The 14247-nt window shown below is 37.1% G+C and carries 22 protein-coding genes; 16 read left to right on the forward strand and 6 right to left on the reverse strand.

Features of this window, described 5'->3' with window-relative positions; translation table 11 throughout:
- Positions 1–59: 59 nt before the first annotated feature.
- Positions 60–791 (forward strand): FkbM family methyltransferase, encoded by a 732-nt coding sequence (locus KME09_17790; GenBank protein ID MBW4535793.1) that lies wholly within the window; start codon positions 60–62, stop codon positions 789–791.
- Positions 792–964: 173 nt separating this feature from the next.
- The gene (locus KME09_17795; GenBank protein ID MBW4535794.1) at positions 965–2023 is read left to right on the forward strand and encodes a hypothetical protein; all 1059 of its coding nucleotides are present in this window, start codon (positions 965–967) and stop codon (positions 2021–2023) included.
- Between the two features lie 151 nt (positions 2024–2174).
- Here KME09_17795 and psaJ read toward each other — a convergent pair whose 3' ends face one another.
- The gene (gene psaJ / locus KME09_17800) at positions 2175–2303 is read right to left on the reverse strand and encodes a photosystem I reaction center subunit IX (protein MBW4535795.1); all 129 of its coding nucleotides are present in this window, start codon (positions 2301–2303) and stop codon (positions 2175–2177) included.
- 33 nt (positions 2304–2336) lie between these two features.
- Complete coding sequence (locus KME09_17805; GenBank protein ID MBW4535796.1) at positions 2337–2834, reverse strand: Photosystem I reaction center subunit III; 498 nt, start codon at positions 2832–2834, stop codon at positions 2337–2339.
- 95 nt (positions 2835–2929) lie between these two features.
- Here KME09_17805 and tsaD point away from each other — a divergent pair, with 95 nt between their 5' ends.
- From tsaD to KME09_17835, 6 genes are all read left to right on the forward strand, one after another.
- Positions 2930–3964 carry a tRNA (adenosine(37)-N6)-threonylcarbamoyltransferase complex transferase subunit TsaD gene (gene tsaD, locus KME09_17810; GenBank protein MBW4535797.1) on the forward strand — a complete coding sequence of 345 codons (1035 nt, stop codon included), beginning with the start codon at positions 2930–2932 and terminating at the stop codon, positions 3962–3964.
- Positions 3965–4098: 134 nt separating this feature from the next.
- Entirely contained in the window at positions 4099–4452 is a 354-nt protein-coding gene (locus KME09_17815) for a type II toxin-antitoxin system RelE/ParE family toxin (protein MBW4535798.1), read from the forward strand.
- A complete protein-coding gene (locus tag KME09_17820) occupies positions 4442–4726 on the forward strand; it encodes a helix-turn-helix domain-containing protein (protein MBW4535799.1) in 285 nt (94 codons plus the stop codon). Before KME09_17815 ends, KME09_17820 begins: the two co-directional genes overlap by 11 nt.
- Before the next feature lie 4 nt (positions 4727–4730).
- Entirely contained in the window at positions 4731–4886 is a 156-nt protein-coding gene (locus KME09_17825; protein ID MBW4535800.1) for a hypothetical protein, read from the forward strand.
- 85 nt (positions 4887–4971) lie between these two features.
- Positions 4972–5124 (forward strand): hypothetical protein, encoded by a 153-nt coding sequence (locus tag KME09_17830; protein ID MBW4535801.1) that lies wholly within the window; start codon positions 4972–4974, stop codon positions 5122–5124.
- A gap of 304 nt (positions 5125–5428) precedes the next feature.
- Positions 5429–5734: a hypothetical protein gene (locus KME09_17835; protein MBW4535802.1), complete on the forward strand. Its 306-nt coding sequence runs from the start codon at positions 5429–5431 to the stop codon at positions 5732–5734.
- A gap of 172 nt (positions 5735–5906) precedes the next feature.
- On the opposite strand, the gene KME09_17840 is transcribed toward KME09_17835, so the two are convergent.
- Positions 5907–6203, reverse strand: a complete 297-nt coding sequence (locus KME09_17840) for a Mo-dependent nitrogenase C-terminal domain-containing protein (GenBank protein ID MBW4535803.1) — start codon at positions 6201–6203, stop codon at positions 5907–5909.
- Between the two features lie 296 nt (positions 6204–6499).
- Here KME09_17840 and KME09_17845 point away from each other — a divergent pair, with 296 nt between their 5' ends.
- The 4 genes from KME09_17845 (at position 6500) to devC (ending at position 9677) form a co-directional block, all read left to right on the forward strand.
- Complete coding sequence (locus tag KME09_17845; protein ID MBW4535804.1) at positions 6500–7672, forward strand: HlyD family efflux transporter periplasmic adaptor subunit; 1173 nt, start codon at positions 6500–6502, stop codon at positions 7670–7672.
- Positions 7673–7737: 65 nt separating this feature from the next.
- Positions 7738–7974 (forward strand): antitoxin, encoded by a 237-nt coding sequence (locus KME09_17850; protein ID MBW4535805.1) that lies wholly within the window; start codon positions 7738–7740, stop codon positions 7972–7974.
- The gene (locus KME09_17855; GenBank protein MBW4535806.1) at positions 7971–8372 is read left to right on the forward strand and encodes a type II toxin-antitoxin system VapC family toxin; all 402 of its coding nucleotides are present in this window, start codon (positions 7971–7973) and stop codon (positions 8370–8372) included. Before KME09_17850 ends, KME09_17855 begins: the two co-directional genes overlap by 4 nt.
- A gap of 75 nt (positions 8373–8447) precedes the next feature.
- Complete coding sequence (gene devC, locus KME09_17860) at positions 8448–9677, forward strand: ABC transporter permease DevC (GenBank protein MBW4535807.1); 1230 nt, start codon at positions 8448–8450, stop codon at positions 9675–9677.
- Positions 9678–9775: 98 nt separating this feature from the next.
- Here devC and KME09_17865 read toward each other — a convergent pair whose 3' ends face one another.
- Positions 9776–10243, reverse strand: coding sequence for a DNA phosphorothioation-associated protein 4 (locus tag KME09_17865; GenBank protein ID MBW4535808.1), 468 nt, complete (start codon positions 10241–10243; stop codon positions 9776–9778).
- A gap of 336 nt (positions 10244–10579) precedes the next feature.
- On the opposite strand from KME09_17865, the gene KME09_17870 reads away from it, so the two are divergent.
- From KME09_17870 to KME09_17880, 3 genes are read left to right on the forward strand one after another with little or no spacing between them, the layout of a single operon-like run.
- A complete protein-coding gene (locus KME09_17870) occupies positions 10580–10846 on the forward strand; it encodes a winged helix-turn-helix domain-containing protein (protein MBW4535809.1) in 267 nt (88 codons plus the stop codon).
- 5 nt (positions 10847–10851) lie between these two features.
- The gene (locus KME09_17875; protein MBW4535810.1) at positions 10852–11352 is read left to right on the forward strand and encodes an NUDIX hydrolase; all 501 of its coding nucleotides are present in this window, start codon (positions 10852–10854) and stop codon (positions 11350–11352) included.
- A gap of 20 nt (positions 11353–11372) precedes the next feature.
- Entirely contained in the window at positions 11373–11819 is a 447-nt protein-coding gene (locus KME09_17880) for a GNAT family N-acetyltransferase (GenBank protein MBW4535811.1), read from the forward strand.
- 42 nt (positions 11820–11861) lie between these two features.
- Here the strand turns inward: KME09_17880 and KME09_17885 are convergent, their stop codons facing one another.
- Positions 11862–12014, reverse strand: coding sequence for a hypothetical protein (locus KME09_17885; GenBank protein ID MBW4535812.1), 153 nt, complete (start codon positions 12012–12014; stop codon positions 11862–11864).
- A 752-nt stretch (positions 12015–12766) separates the two neighbouring features.
- Here KME09_17885 and KME09_17890 point away from each other — a divergent pair.
- A complete protein-coding gene (locus KME09_17890) occupies positions 12767–13351 on the forward strand; it encodes a hypothetical protein (GenBank protein MBW4535813.1) in 585 nt (194 codons plus the stop codon).
- A gap of 41 nt (positions 13352–13392) precedes the next feature.
- On the opposite strand, the gene KME09_17895 is transcribed toward KME09_17890, so the two are convergent.
- Positions 13393–13833 carry a DUF29 domain-containing protein gene (locus tag KME09_17895; GenBank protein ID MBW4535814.1) on the reverse strand — a complete coding sequence of 147 codons (441 nt, stop codon included), beginning with the start codon at positions 13831–13833 and terminating at the stop codon, positions 13393–13395.
- Positions 13834–14247 lie beyond the last annotated feature (414 nt).

A 14247-nucleotide genomic window follows, 5' to 3' on the forward strand; every position in this document is an offset into this window, starting at 1 on the left:
CTATGGTAACCTCAGACAAAATTTGTAAAAAGTAAAGTAGTTTAATTGGCAGGATTGATATGAAATTAATTAAGGATATAACTCAGTCACTGCTCTGGAAAAATGGTTATAATCTTCAACGAATTCGTGATTTTCCAGAAAAAAATATTGACTTATTAAAATTATTAGTCAGGCAACTATTTCAAAATACTCCTGAAGCTGTCATTTTACAGATTGGGGCTAACGACGGGAAAACAGGCGATCCTGTCCATTCAATCATTACACAAGATAATTGGTCAGGAATTTTAGTTGAGCCTCTGCCCAATTTATATAATGAACTTTGTCACACATATAGCCATTTATCAAAGTTTAAATTAGAAAATTGTGCGATCGCCAAAGAAGATGGTATGGTTAAACTCTATCGAGTTAGGGCGGATGAATCACTGCCAGAATATGTTAAATTACTTGCTAGTTTTAATCGTGATGTTATTCTTAAACAAAAGCCATTAATTCCTAACATTGAGCAATTTATTGAAGTTGTTGAAGTGCCAGGAATTAGTCTTACTTCGTTGATTAAGAAGCACTGTATCCAACACGTAAATCTCTTACAAATAGATACTGAAGGCTTTGATTACGAAATTCTCCAAATGGCTTTTCAAAGTAATTTATTGCCAGATATTATTAACTTTGAATATACTCATCTTTTGCCTGAAGTAACTAGAGAATGTGGAAATTTGCTTGCTTTAAAAGGATATTCTTATCTTAAGGTTGGCCGAGATATCGTAGCAGTGCAGCAAAGTTTGATTGATTAACTTGAGTAACTTTACTAAATCTTAGACCTCGTTCCTAACACAATTTTCACTAAGATTCTTGGCTTTCATATTTTGGTAATTACTTTTTAAATATTTATCTATTTTGGTTTAAATCTATTGTGTCTAAGCACTATGCATTTAAGCTGATGTAAAAAACTTCTAGGAATTTGCCGATGAAAATTTATACTTTTAACGCCACCGAAAATACTCGTGTTGAAATGTTATGGTCATTAAGGCCTCAACATAGAGATAATATCTTTAGTCAATTCATTACCGAAAACCGCTATATAGAGGTTGATTCGATTCAGGATTGCGACGTAGCGATTTATCCCAACAAAGCCTTTACTCCAGAAACCTTAGCTTTCGATCGTTCTGTATATCAGGCAGCCCAAGAAGCGCAAATGCACCGTAAACCGCTGATTATCGATGCAATGAGTGACTCTGATGTGTTACTCGACATACCTTGGGCGAACATTTTACGTAATGGTTTGTATAAAAGTTTAAAAAAATCATTTGAAACGGAATGTCCTTACTGGAGCAATGATAGAACCAAAAGAGGTTTGGATGCTCTAAATATTCCCCCTAAAGGAAAAAAACCAGTTATTGGCTTTTGTGGAACTACATCCTCAAGGGGTAAGTTGGCAAACTTGAGTAAATCTATTGTGCCTGATGCTGTGACTAAATTAGTCTTATCTCAAGGAAGATTGTCTCGTCGGGTAGATCCCAGAATAACCGAAGGTATGAGTCTTCAATTAAGAGAAACGGCAATGAAGATACTGGCTGCCGATTCAAAACTTGAAGTTTGTTTTGATGTTACTAATAATCGTCAAAGTTATTATGTTAAGAATGAATCTAATAAAACTACCCTAGAAAATCTGTTTATTGCTAACACTGATAAAAGTGATTATGTGTTGTGTGTCAGGGGTGGCGGTAATTTTTCGGGACGCTTTTATATGGCGTTAAATGCAGGGCGAATCCCTGTGGTTATCGATACTGACGGGGTAATTCCCTACGAAGAACAGCTGCATCTGATCAAAGTTCCAGTCAACTCCCTCAACGACCTGGGAGAAATAATTGCAAGTCATTTTGCCACAACCACAGAACGAGAGTTAAAAGAGATGAAACGAGAAAATCGTTTAGCCTACCATCAACTTTTAGCTCCTGAAAAATTCTTACCAAAGTATATTAGGCAGTGTTGCAACCAAACCTGTGGTGTGGCAGTTGGCTCTTAACTTACATAAAATGTAAAAATTCTTTGAAACATAAAAAAACTACGACTAACAGTTAAATTAATCGCAGTTGATCGAGTGTAAATAATTAGCACCTCTACCAAAAATCAACACGTTATTAAGTTTAGAAGATTTTAAAGCATGAGATTTTGCTCTAAGTTAGAGGGTGAAATAATAGGTCTGGAAAAAAACGATTGAATTCAATTAAAATCCCTGCTGTAAATGTCAACAGAGCCATAATCAAAACTGGGGCAGTAGAAAGAAACTTTTGTAAGTCTCCCATAGTATCCTCCTGTGAAACAATAAAGAATGTGATTTAGCGCGGAGAGACAGTGATTTCCGATTCGTCGGCAATCAATTTACCACTGGTAAATTCGCCAAAGGCAAGCAGTGGCCAAGTAGCAGCAGCTAACATCTTGCTTATAGCCAAGGGAACGTTAATCACGATCTCTTGCATTTCGGCATTTTTCTCATCTCTAACTGCAATGACATATGAGCGACCAGCCCAACCAATCCAGCCAGCAATGTATAAGAATAAAACACTAGGAATAAAAAAGTCTCCCATGTGTGACCAGCGACCATCTACGATTAGATGGGGGAATCCTTCAGGGCCACAAAGAGCTTCTGCATAGCGCTCGGCTCTAATTTGACCAGAGTTAGGATCGTCTGTAGTGTTACGGAAATTTTTAGCTTTTTGGACGTAGGCAGGATTTTCTCCGCAGGGAGTTAAATTAGCTACATCATCAGCATTCGCTGTGGGTGCAAAACCAAACCAAAGCGTAAATACCAATATTAAAGCAAACAACCTTCTCATGAATATGTTTCCTTTTGTGACAGATAATTATTGTGTTTGTACAAAAGCGCCAAGATAGATTCTAGACGCTAACTAATAGATAAATTTATCAAAGGATGGCAACAATTTTAGCGATCGAAACAAGTTGTGACGAAACAGCGGTGGCAATTGTAAAGAACCGTCAAGTTTTGAGTAGTATTGTTTCTTCTCAGATTGAATTACATCAAACTTATGGCGGAGTTGTCCCCGAATTAGCATCTAGGCAACACCTGGAAATAATTAATCCCTGTATAGATCGCGCCATGTCAGAAGCGAATTTAACCTGGCAAAATATAGACGCGATCGCAGTTACCTGTACTCCAGGTTTAGTAGGGGCTTTATTAGTCGGCATGGCAGCAGCCAAAACCCTATCGATAATTCACAATAAGCCGTTTTTAGGGGTGCATCATCTTGAGGGACATATTTATGCTTCTTATCTAGCTCAACCAGAATTACAACCACCTTTTTTGTGTTTACTAGTTTCTGGTGGACATACTAGTAGTATTTACGTCAAAGACTATGGCAAATACGAATTACTCGGCTCAACTAGAGATGACGCAGCAGGAGAGGCCTTTGATAAAGTAGCGCGGTTATTAGATTTAGGCTATCCAGGAGGCCCCGTAATCGATCGCTTGGCACAGCAAGGCAATTCTAAAGCATTTCAGCTACCAGAGGGCAGAATTTCCTTACCAGAAGGGGGATATCATCCCTATGACTATAGCTTTAGCGGTATTAAAACCGCCGTTTTGAGATTGGTAGAGCAGTTACAACAAGGTGAAATCCCTGTTAATGATGTGGCAGCCAGTTTTCAAGCTACTGTAGCTAAGGTGTTAACTAAACGCAGCGTTAAATGCGCTCTCGATCATGGCTTGGATACTATTACTATCGGCGGTGGGGTGGCTGCTAATAGTGGATTAAGAACACACTTACAACAGGCAGCTGAAAAACACAACCTCAAAGTCTATTTTCCCCCTCTAAAATTTTGTACTGATAATGCCGCGATGATCGCTTGTGCAGCAGCCCAACATTTTAACTTGGGACATGTTTCTAGTTTGGATTTAGAAGTGCGATCGCGGATGCCCATCGATCGGGTAATGGAGCTATATGACTAGAATACTATTTCGCTCGACAAAATAATAAGGTTGTTTTCTCAGCTGCTCTGCTCTGGCTCAATAAATCGAATTTGGCTGCGATTTAGAGCGGACATTTGTGTACCATATAAGATACAGTTAATAGAGGGAGAAGATTGAAAAGACTACCAGCCAAGTTTTTTCGCTCCGAAGGAGGTGTGGAGCCAGTCAAAGACTGGTTGAAAACTTTAGACCGTGAAGACTGCCGTATCATTGGCAGTGATATCAAAGATGTGGAATTCAGCTTTCCCATTGGCTTACCCCTGTGTAGATCGCTTTCAGGTTATAAAGATTTGTGGGAAGTGCGGAGTAAGATAACTAGAGGAAAAATAGCGCGGGTCATCTTCTACATCAGCAATGGTGAAATGATTCTGTTAAATGGGTTTGTTAAGAAGTCTCAAAAGACACCGAAGAAAGAAATTGATTTAGCCGTTAAACGTCAAAAGGAACACCAGACATATGACCGATAATCCTCACACTGGCTCTAGCTTCGATGATTTTTTACTTGAAGAAGGGTTGCAAGTCGAATGTACGGCGATCGCAATTAAACGAGTCTTGGCACGTCAGCTCGCGGAGGAGATGAAGCGACAAAATCTAACTAAAACAGAAATGGCAAAGCAGATGCAGACCTCCAGGACTCAGTTAGATAGACTACTTGATCCAGAAAAGACAGGAGTGAGCATTGAAACTATCACTAGAGCAGCTTCGGTAGTTGGTCGTCAACTGCGAATCGAATTAGTGTAAGGCAATGCGAATTGTTCTTTCACTAAAATTCTGTACCGATAATGCCGCAATGATCGCTTGTGCCGTAGTTCAACATTTTAACCTGGGTCATGTTTCCCGTTTAGATTTAGAAGTGCGATCGCGGATGCCCATCGATCGGGTAATGGAGTTATATAAGTAGAATACATTTCTGGTGCAATTTAATGATGAGCTACAACAGGAAAGAAAGTTAAAATTAGGAGTAGCCATAATATCAACAAAAGGTGATGACAGATAAAGTTTCTAATCCAGATCCAAAAACTAAAGTGACAGAGAAAAATCCTTTAGCTGATATTGCAGGTAAGTTTGGTGGTCAATTTTGGCAGGAAACGCAGTTGGAAATACAACTCGCTCGAAAAAATCAAGCAGTTAAATCTTGAGCGCTCACGAACATTTGACTAATCTTATAATCCAGCCTCAGACGATACGTTGTACATCCACGCAAGCTTGATTGAAATAAAAAAAGGTGATGCTCTTATGAACAAAAAAAAGAGAATCAAGAAAATGTTCGACTTAGCCTCTTTGGATTTACAATCCAGTAGTAATTAGCGATAAAAACGAAAAATAATTAAAAGAAATTGATAGTTATGATAAGTTAGTCAATATCTTAAACTCAGATTTTTTCAACTTTTTATTGTCAAATATATTAATTTTTTTATGAAAAGTTTAAAGTTTATTTGATAAATGAGTGATTCAAAATGGTTGTCAATTAAAAAACAGTATCCTATAAATTATAAGTTTAAAGGAAAAGTTTTTAGAATACGTCCCTATGGCATATTTATTAAAATTGATAACATAAAAAACAATAATAGTAAGTATTTAGGAATAATTAACGTTGGACATAGTGCTTGGTGTCCAAAAGATTGTAAAAAATTACCTTTTGATTACTCAGAGTGGCCTAGAGAAAACACTTTTATAGACTGCATGGTATGGTATTACAATGAGCATTCAATGCAATTGGGATTATGTTGGCTTGGAAACGATAGTTAATTTCATTCTATTTTCCGCCATTAAAATTCTGTACCGATAATGCAGCGATGATCGCTTGTGCCTCAGCTCAGCATTTTAACCTGAGACATGTTTCTAGTTTGGATTTAGAAGTGCGATCGCGGATGCCCATCGATCGGGTAATGGAGCTATATAAGTAGAATACATTAATTATCTATGAACAATAAGGTGTAATGTCTACGCCACATTGATCCGCAAGAAAACATAAAGCACGAAATCTCAAGCCAATTAACTCCTCGTACAAGGGGTTGAATTTACACAAAGCAGGAATCCGCACTATTACTTTACCAAATGCTCGTATTTCTCTAGCAAAAGGACATTGAGCAGGAATTAATCGGACAATTAGTCTTGCGGTTTGCTCTTGGTCGATCTCTAAGTTATTGACCCATTGCTTGAGTACTAGGATAAATTTGAAAGTTTTTGGTTGCGGTTTTTGAATTAAGGTTGTCATTCTGCTTGATTTACTTTGCTTAACTGTCATCGTTATATAAATAAGTTAACACAATGTTTTTACTATTTATATATAATTTTTTTTTATGATTAATTAGCAAAATTTATCGTTTCAGAGTGACTTAAGATTTCAGCTTGGCGATCGCTATATTGAGACCTGATTAAAGCCAGAATCCTCAATATTCATGCAGTTTAAGGAAGAGAATTGTTAAGATCGGTAGTCGAAATGCTGAGATGTTCAAGCTGCTTGGCAGGTAGATTTATTTAACCAAAAAAGATTTAGAAGTTCCTCAAAGCATGAGTTTGTTAAGATTTTTAAGTAGGTGGCTCACTATTGTGAGTCTGTTGGGGATTATTTCTGGTTGCGACCTAAATTCTCTGGCTCAATCCCAGGATGTAACCAGAGAAACAAAGCCCAAAGTACAGCCAGCAAAGCAGGTGGTGGCGTTAGGTAAATTAACTCCTAAAGGTGAAGTGATTAAACTCTCAGTAGCAAATGCTGAAGATAGTCGAGTCAATCAGATCTTAGTTGATGAGGGCGATCGCGTGAAGAAAGATCAGGTAATTGCTATTCTTCAGGGATTTGAAAACAGCCAGAGAAATTTGGAAGAGGCTGAAAAAGAGGTGGAGTTAACCCAAGCAAGATTAGCACAAGTCCAAGCAGGAGAAAGTAAACAAGCGCAATTGGCTGCACAACAAGCCAATATATCTCGTCTTGAATCTCAATTACGTAATGAGACAGCAGAACGACAGGCGGCGATCGCCTCTGCTAAAGCACAGCTAAAACAGGCTCAATTAACTTACGATCGCAACCGCAGTTTACAACAACAGGGAGCGGTGAGTATTCAGGCTTTCGATCGAACCAAAGAAGGGTTAGATATGGCTCAGGCTACCTTAAACGAAAGACTTGCTCAGTTAGGTAATACTCAGCAAACTTTAAAGCAGGAAATAACCCAAGAACGCGAAAATTTAGCTCAATTACAGGAAATTAGACCAGTAGATCTTAAGGTAGCAGAACTAGAAGTAGAAAAAGCAACTATTGCCGTGGAAAAAATTAAAGCCGATCTTGAGGACACTAAAGTAAAAGTGCCGATTTCTGGTCAGATCTTGCGCATTAATACCCGTGTGGGGGAACAGGTAAACACCGAAGAAGGAATTGTCGAATTAGGTCGTACGGATGAAATGTATGCGATCGCCGAAGTGTATGAAACTGACATTGGGAAGGTAAAAATTGGACAGCCAGCAACGGTTAGCAGTGAGTATGGCGGATTTACAGGTAAGTTAAAGGGAACAGTCGAACATTTGGGTTTACAAGTAGGAACTAAAGAATTATCTGCAACCTCTGAAGAAGATCCTACTCAAGACGAAAATTCTCGCATTGTCGAAGTTAAAATTCGCCTTAATCCTGAAGATAGTCAAAAGGTGTCAAGCCTAACTAACATGCAAGTTAGGGTAGAAATCAACAATTGATTACTAATCATTTTTAATCTTTTCAATGATATATACTAAAAATATATACTATCACTAAATTTAAGATGGAAACAGCTAAACTATTTCAAAATGGTCAAAGCCAAGCAGTTAGGCTACCCAAAAAATATCGTTTTCCTGGAGATAAAGTCTTAATTAGACGCATAGGTAATGCTGTAGTGCTTTTACCATATCAAGATGCTTGGGAAACGTTGTTTGAGAGCTTAGAGCAATTTTCCGCTGATTTTATGAGTGAAAAACGCCAGCAACCAAAATCACAAGAACGAGAAACTGCCTTTGAATGAAATTTTTACTCGATACCAATATTTGCATTTATATTATTAAACAAAAACCTTTAGAAGTATTGCATAAATTCAATACCTATCAAGTTGGTGATATTGGAATCTCTTCTATTACAGTTGCCGAACTTGAATTTGGTGTTCAAAAGAGTCAATACCCTGCAAAAAATCAACAAGCATTGGCACAATTTTTATTACCTTTGGAGATAGTAAATTTTGATCGTGCTGCTGCTACTATCTACGGTGATATTCGAGCAAAATTAGAAACACAAGGAACACCAATAGGCTCGCTAGACACTCTAATTGCTGCTCACGCCCTTAGTTTACCAGTTACTTTGATCACTAATAATATCAAAGAGTTTAGTCGTGTACCAAATTTAAAGTCAGAAAATTGGGTGAGTTAAGTAGACCTTTGGCATGAGTATCCAAAATCATGATTAGGTGAAGTCAAAAGTTAAAAGTCAAAAGTCAAAAATCAAGTGAAATTAATTTACCTACTGTTTCAGAAGATCAATTCTTACCTACGTCGAACTCCTGTGGCGTGGCTGCAATTGTCTTATCAAAAAGTTCGCTTATTGGTAGCAATTTTAGGAGTGGCTTTTTCGATTATTTTGATTTTTACTCAATTAGGTTTAAGGGCAATGCTCTTTGATGGGGTGACTATTTTGCCCGAAAATCTCAATGGCGATCTTTATTTATTGTCTTCTTATGCCGAGAGCATGGAATATAGTTCATTCCCCAGTATCTATCTCTACCAGGCAGATGCGATCGAGGGAGTTGCTGATGCTCGACCACTTTATTTGGAACGGGCAGAATGGGTAAATCCTAATCTATTAGAGCCTTCAACGGAAAATAAAGATGACGCAGTTCCCCCAAAATCTTCTGATGTCCAAATTATTGCTTTTAATCCCACCAAACCAGTATTTAAACTACCAGAAATCAATCAGCAATTAGATCTCTTATCTGCTCCAGGGGTAATTTTATACGATCGCCTGGCAAAATCGGAACTAGGGAATATTCCCCAATTAGTCAAGAGCCAAGGTTTTGCTTCTAGTATTTTAGACAACCGTCGTGTCACAGTCTTGGGTTTGTTTAGCCTCAGCAGCACTTTCGATTATAAGGGAGTGACGGTGATGAGTGACTGGAATTATGGACAAATGGAAGGGGTAGATGTTTTAGAAGCAGTTACAGTTGGTGTTTTGTCTCTAGAACCAGGCGCGAATCGGCAAGCGGTAATCAAACGGATTCGAGAAAATCTCAGTCAAGATATTAAAGTATTAACTCCAGAAGCATTAGCTCAAGGTGAACAGGATTTTGTGGCCACTTGGCCTGAAGGTAAAATCTTAAATTTTGGCGCAGCGATCGGCTTTATTGTGGGTATTGTGATTGTTTACCAAGTGATTTATACCGATGTGAGCGAACACCTCCCCGAATATGCCACTCTCAAGGCAATGGGGTATAAAGATCGCGATCTATCTTTAGTAGTCTTGCAAGAATCTCTGATTTTAGCAATTATGGGTTTTATTCCTGGCTATTTAGCTTCGTACGGGATCTATTATTTAATGGCAAAATTTATCGAATTTCCTGTCAGTATGGATTTAAATATTGCCTTACAAGTTTTTGCTTTAAACATTCTAATGTGTACCCTCTCAGGTGCGATCGCCATGAAAAAGCTCCGTACTGCCGATCCTGCCGATATTTTTGATTAGAATCTCTAGCTTTAAATTGCCTACTTTGATACTTGATTATGCTGAAGTTTTGTATTTTAAGATACCCAAAAATGTATCTTGTTTAAACTTATGACACATTATAAGAATCTGCTCAGATCGAATTCTTCGTTACTGACTTCCTGACTAAACCTTTCCGCATTTAAAATTAAAACTAATCTATCGGTATAATCTACCGCGCCACGTAATTCTTGCTGTAGCTTTTCTAACCCCCCGTTAGCGTATTCTTCAAAAATTAAGACTCTGGCTGCTTCGGCTGATTCAGCTTCGCTAGATAAAACCTTAATATCTTCAGTTGATACCACGGCAATCAATCTTATTAGCCGTTCATAACCACGAGAAATGAATACTTCTAGGCTAATGGGTGCAGGTTCACTTTGAGATACTTCTGTAACAGGCGATCGCCTTTGATGCTTTACTCCCAAACTTGCAGCAAAAGCAATTACATCTGCATAGGTAGAAAACATTCCTGTTGTTCTTTTTTCATCTAACAGTCTTTGGACTAATTCGGCTTTGTCTTTGGCTATTTTTATTCTGGGTAATGCCATATGCTTTCTAGAAAGGTAATAGGTAATAGGTAATAGGTAATAGGTAATAGGTAGTAGGTAGTAGGTAATAGGTAATAGGTAATAGGTAATAGGTAATAGGTAATAGGTAATAGGTAATAAAAAGAACGTTCTAACATTTTCTAGTATTGCTATTTGTGTCAAAATTAAAGTAATGAAACAAAATAATAGCTAAATATTTGTTATATCTACTACTAATCAAATTTTCTCCTACACAATTATTACCGATATGCTTGTCCACAGATGAACGCAGATAAACACGAATAATCTAAATATGTGTCATATTTAAATTAATGGCACAATTAGAGCTTGAATATTATGTTAATCGAAGGCAAAAAGTATAGTTATCGCCAGTTAATTGAGGAAACAGGTTTATCTCGCAGCACTCTGCATCGGCGAATCAAAGTTTTACAAGAATCTGGCGTTCCTTTGACTATGGGGGCAATCCTACAGTTTCCCACCAACTGGGCTTTTCACGATCGCAACGGAAAATTTTATTCTTCCAAGACTGATTACGCGGTTAAAAATAATATCCCCTACTATGAAATGTTTCAAAATTGTAACTCTGACACAAATAAGGATTAGTTCCAATGTCTCTTGAACGGACAATGATTACCTTTAATCGAGGTGATGAATGCTTTAATTTTCGCATAGCTGGTATTGCCATAGACAATAACCATATATTGCTACATCGCTCAGCAGAAGATGCTTTTTGGACTTGTCCTGGTGGGAGAGCTGAAATTGGGGAAACTACCTCGCAAACTCTGATTAGGGAAATCAAGGAAGAGTTAAACGAAGATATTGAGATAGTTCGTTTACTGTGGGTTGTGGAAAATTTCTTTGAGTATGCCCAAAAAGACTATCATGAAATTGCTTTTTATTTTTTGATGAAACTTCCAAAGCGATCGCTATATTTAGCCAAGGAGAAATCTTTTTCCAGTGTAGAAGAGAATACTGTTTTAGAGTTCAGATGGTTTCCGATTGACTCTGATGTATTAACAAGGCTGCCGCTACTACCTGCCTTTTTACAGCAGTCTCTTAGCAATTTACCCAATTCAGTTGAACGAGTTGTTGAACGCGCTTTAAACTAAACATCAAATCGGTATTGGAAGTGAAAGTTAGAACTATTAACCTAAATGATCGAAACGAGTGGGCGAGGATGAGAAATTCTCTATGGCCCGACTCTATTACAGCACATCTCAATGAGATTGAGCGATATTTTGCTCAAGGCGAAATACATGGGGAAGAGGTATTTGTTTTAGCAAGAGATAACGATAAACTTGGCGGTTTTATTGAATTGAAAGTGCGAAATTATGCTGAAGGAAGTCAATCTGATCGAGTTCCTTATGTCGAAGGTTGGTATGTCGATCAAGATTTGAGAGGCTGTGGATATGGCAGACAATTGATTGAAATCGCTGAGATTTGGGCGCTGGAAAACGATTTTAAGGAATTAGCTAGTGATGCTGAATTAGATAACGTAGCCAGTATCACTGCTCATAAAGCATTAGGCTTTAAAGAAGTTGAGCGAATCGTTTGTTTTCTCAAAAAATTAGATTAGTTGTGTCAAAAATTAAATAATGACACATATTGCTGAAACTGTTCAAACTTGTTCTAGCGATCGATAAGGTTGAGGAGGAAGTTCAACACGAATGCGATCGCCAATCTTTACTACCCCACCAGAAACAACCACGCTCATTACCCCTGCTTTACGGACGATTCTACCCGCCTCATCCCTATCTAGTACGGCAGACATCAAACCAGGTTGAAAAGCGTCTAATTGGGCGCAAGGATTGCGTAATCCCGTTACTTTAATTACAGCTCGATCGCCTAAATATAATTTTGTGTTGGTAGGTAAATTTAATAAATCAATTCCTTTGACACCTATAACATTCCTATTTGATTCATGAAACTACATTGATTGGTTTTTAGGTAGTAGGTAGTAGGTAGTAGGTAGTAGAAATTTCTCTTTCGTTTAGGATTGCTATAGTTAACTTATTGAGCAGAATCTAAACTAATTAAAGTAGAAGTAGATCGAGAGAATTTTTTTCTGGTTAAAAGATGTAGAGTAATATTTCAACTCAATTTATCTTGGGAACATCTTCTCTATCTAATTCTAGTAAAGAATAAGTAGGAAGAGCAGGAAGGTAATAGATAGATTTATGACAATTTATCTATGGATTATCGAAAATTAAATTAAGTACTAATAATTACCTTCTTTAAAGTAATTTAACTAATTCCCAAATCAAAATATTTAACTGTTTATCCTAACCCGATGTCACTCTTCATATTTATGTGGACAATAGGATTTCAGAGAAAGTCTGGGAGCAAGAAGCACAAGGATCTGGAAGAATACTATAGAGCTGAGATTATCTTGTGCAAGCTAGCTAAATATATATATACAGCAGGATAAAATTCTACTTCCCATAACTGTAATTATCGGTTATACCTATAAAAGCATCTACAACGTCTACATCGTTGTCGTCTATAATTTATTAACGCAAGTAAATGGATAATAAACAGTTAGCAGGATTGAATCAAGCCAGTCTTAAAAAAAAGAATGATGCGCTAGTCAGAACAGAAAAAGCAATTACTAAACTAATTAACAAACAACAACAAATAACCATTCGTTCTGTAGCGAGAGAAGCAAATGTTTCTGTTAGCTATATCTATAAATATCCAGAATTAGCTTATAAAATTCAGCGTTTAAGAGAGCAACAAAAATACAATCACGTTCAACCTGAAGTTCCATCAAGCAAATCACACCAAATAATTGCCACTCAACTCAGAAATCGTATCAATGTAGTGGAGCAAGAAAAGGAAGAGTTAACTAGAGAAACAAAAATATTAGCAGCTAATGTCTATGAAATGTCAAAAAGTGAAAATTCTATAGAGCGTTTAAAAGCTCAGAACATTGAATTATTAGCTGAAAACAAAGAACTTAGGAAGCAATTAAGATTTTTTGAAAATCAGATTTCTGACCTAAGAGATTTTATTCTCAAGCAAGGATACAAAAAGAAATTTGACGATATTGATAACAACAAAAAAGAAACTAAAAAGTTAGAAAATTTTTATCTGACAAAAGAGAAGTGATATGTTTTTTGAAACGAAGCTTCCGATGTAGATCGCTTCATTCAACAAAAGCCAAAAAAATCATCTTTCAACATTTGTTCAAGTTCAATAAAACAAGTATCTGCAGGGATTTCAAACTCAACCCGCCAAGCATTAACAGCATTTTGGAAAATTTCTGGATAGATTTCAGCTAATAGGCGATTAAAACTAGGATTTTGTTTTAGTAGTCGCTTGAGTCGCTGGCGAAAATTAATTACTTCCACTTTCCAATGCTTGTAATTTCTTTCCCTTTCTGCATCCCAGTACTGTAACTTCAAGATATGAGCTATTAATCGCTCCAAATAACTCTCAAGCGATCGCTGAACGAGATTTTGAAAATATGGACTGGGATAATTTGTTTGACGAAGTTGACGATCTGGGAAAATCTGAAAAGCGATCGCTTTTTTGGTAGCTTCCACCCAAAGGTTGAAGTCTCGATCGTGTAATTCTTTAATATCAGTCATTTTTAATCTCGAATCTATCAATAATAGTTTTCGCCCGACTCTGAACAATCCAAATCAGCCAACAAAAGACCTTTTCTTGTCGCTTGTTTAATAGTCTTACTTAATACAGTATAGTTTCCCAGAACTTATCTTTCTTCAGATAGCTTATAGCTGGAACGAAGTTCCTTGATTAATATTAAAACTAGATTTTTGGCGCAACTGGAACAATTTTATTCCCCTCCCAGCGCACCATGATGTAATCATCTTCGGTTAAAGCGTCATGATTATCAGGTGTAAAAGGTTTGTTGTATAGCCCTTCTCAAATTGGTGAGATACAGTAACAAGAGTGGGTAAACCAATTACGAATATCTTTAAGGGAAACTTGACTATAAGCTTGGAAAATTGCTAAATCTAAATCTTTGTAATTTCTAGCAC

It is taken from the genome of Pleurocapsa minor HA4230-MV1, from assembly GCA_019359095.1.
Taxonomy (GTDB): Bacteria; Cyanobacteriota; Cyanobacteriia; order Cyanobacteriales; family Xenococcaceae; genus Waterburya; species Waterburya minor.

Coding starts and splice junctions, on each gene's coding strand:
- KME09_17865 (MBW4535808.1), bottom strand. CDS start 10,243: ATGGCATTACCCAGAATAAAAATAGCCAAAGACAAAGCCGAATTAGTC.
- KME09_17830 (MBW4535801.1), top strand. CDS start 4,972: ATGACAGATAAAGTTTCTAATCCAGATCCAAAAACTAAAGTGACAGAG.
- KME09_17855 (MBW4535806.1), top strand. CDS start 7,971: ATGAAATTTTTACTCGATACCAATATTTGCATTTATATTATTAAACAA.
- KME09_17890 (MBW4535813.1), top strand. CDS start 12,767: ATGGATAATAAACAGTTAGCAGGATTGAATCAAGCCAGTCTTAAAAAA.
- KME09_17850 (MBW4535805.1), top strand. CDS start 7,738: ATGGAAACAGCTAAACTATTTCAAAATGGTCAAAGCCAAGCAGTTAGG.
- psaJ (MBW4535795.1), bottom strand. CDS start 2,303: ATGGGAGACTTACAAAAGTTTCTTTCTACTGCCCCAGTTTTGATTATG.
- KME09_17790 (MBW4535793.1), top strand. CDS start 60: ATGAAATTAATTAAGGATATAACTCAGTCACTGCTCTGGAAAAATGGT.
- KME09_17840 (MBW4535803.1), bottom strand. CDS start 6,203: ATGACAACCTTAATTCAAAAACCGCAACCAAAAACTTTCAAATTTATC.
- KME09_17845 (MBW4535804.1), top strand. CDS start 6,500: ATGAGTTTGTTAAGATTTTTAAGTAGGTGGCTCACTATTGTGAGTCTG.
- KME09_17805 (MBW4535796.1), bottom strand. CDS start 2,834: ATGAGAAGGTTGTTTGCTTTAATATTGGTATTTACGCTTTGGTTTGGT.
- tsaD (MBW4535797.1), top strand. CDS start 2,930: ATGGCAACAATTTTAGCGATCGAAACAAGTTGTGACGAAACAGCGGTG.
- KME09_17820 (MBW4535799.1), top strand. CDS start 4,442: ATGACCGATAATCCTCACACTGGCTCTAGCTTCGATGATTTTTTACTT.
- KME09_17895 (MBW4535814.1), bottom strand. CDS start 13,833: ATGACTGATATTAAAGAATTACACGATCGAGACTTCAACCTTTGGGTG.
- KME09_17795 (MBW4535794.1), top strand. CDS start 965: ATGAAAATTTATACTTTTAACGCCACCGAAAATACTCGTGTTGAAATG.
- KME09_17870 (MBW4535809.1), top strand. CDS start 10,580: ATGTTAATCGAAGGCAAAAAGTATAGTTATCGCCAGTTAATTGAGGAA.
- KME09_17885 (MBW4535812.1), bottom strand. CDS start 12,014: ATGTCTGCCGTACTAGATAGGGATGAGGCGGGTAGAATCGTCCGTAAA.
- KME09_17835 (MBW4535802.1), top strand. CDS start 5,429: ATGAGTGATTCAAAATGGTTGTCAATTAAAAAACAGTATCCTATAAAT.
- KME09_17825 (MBW4535800.1), top strand. CDS start 4,731: ATGCGAATTGTTCTTTCACTAAAATTCTGTACCGATAATGCCGCAATG.
- KME09_17875 (MBW4535810.1), top strand. CDS start 10,852: ATGTCTCTTGAACGGACAATGATTACCTTTAATCGAGGTGATGAATGC.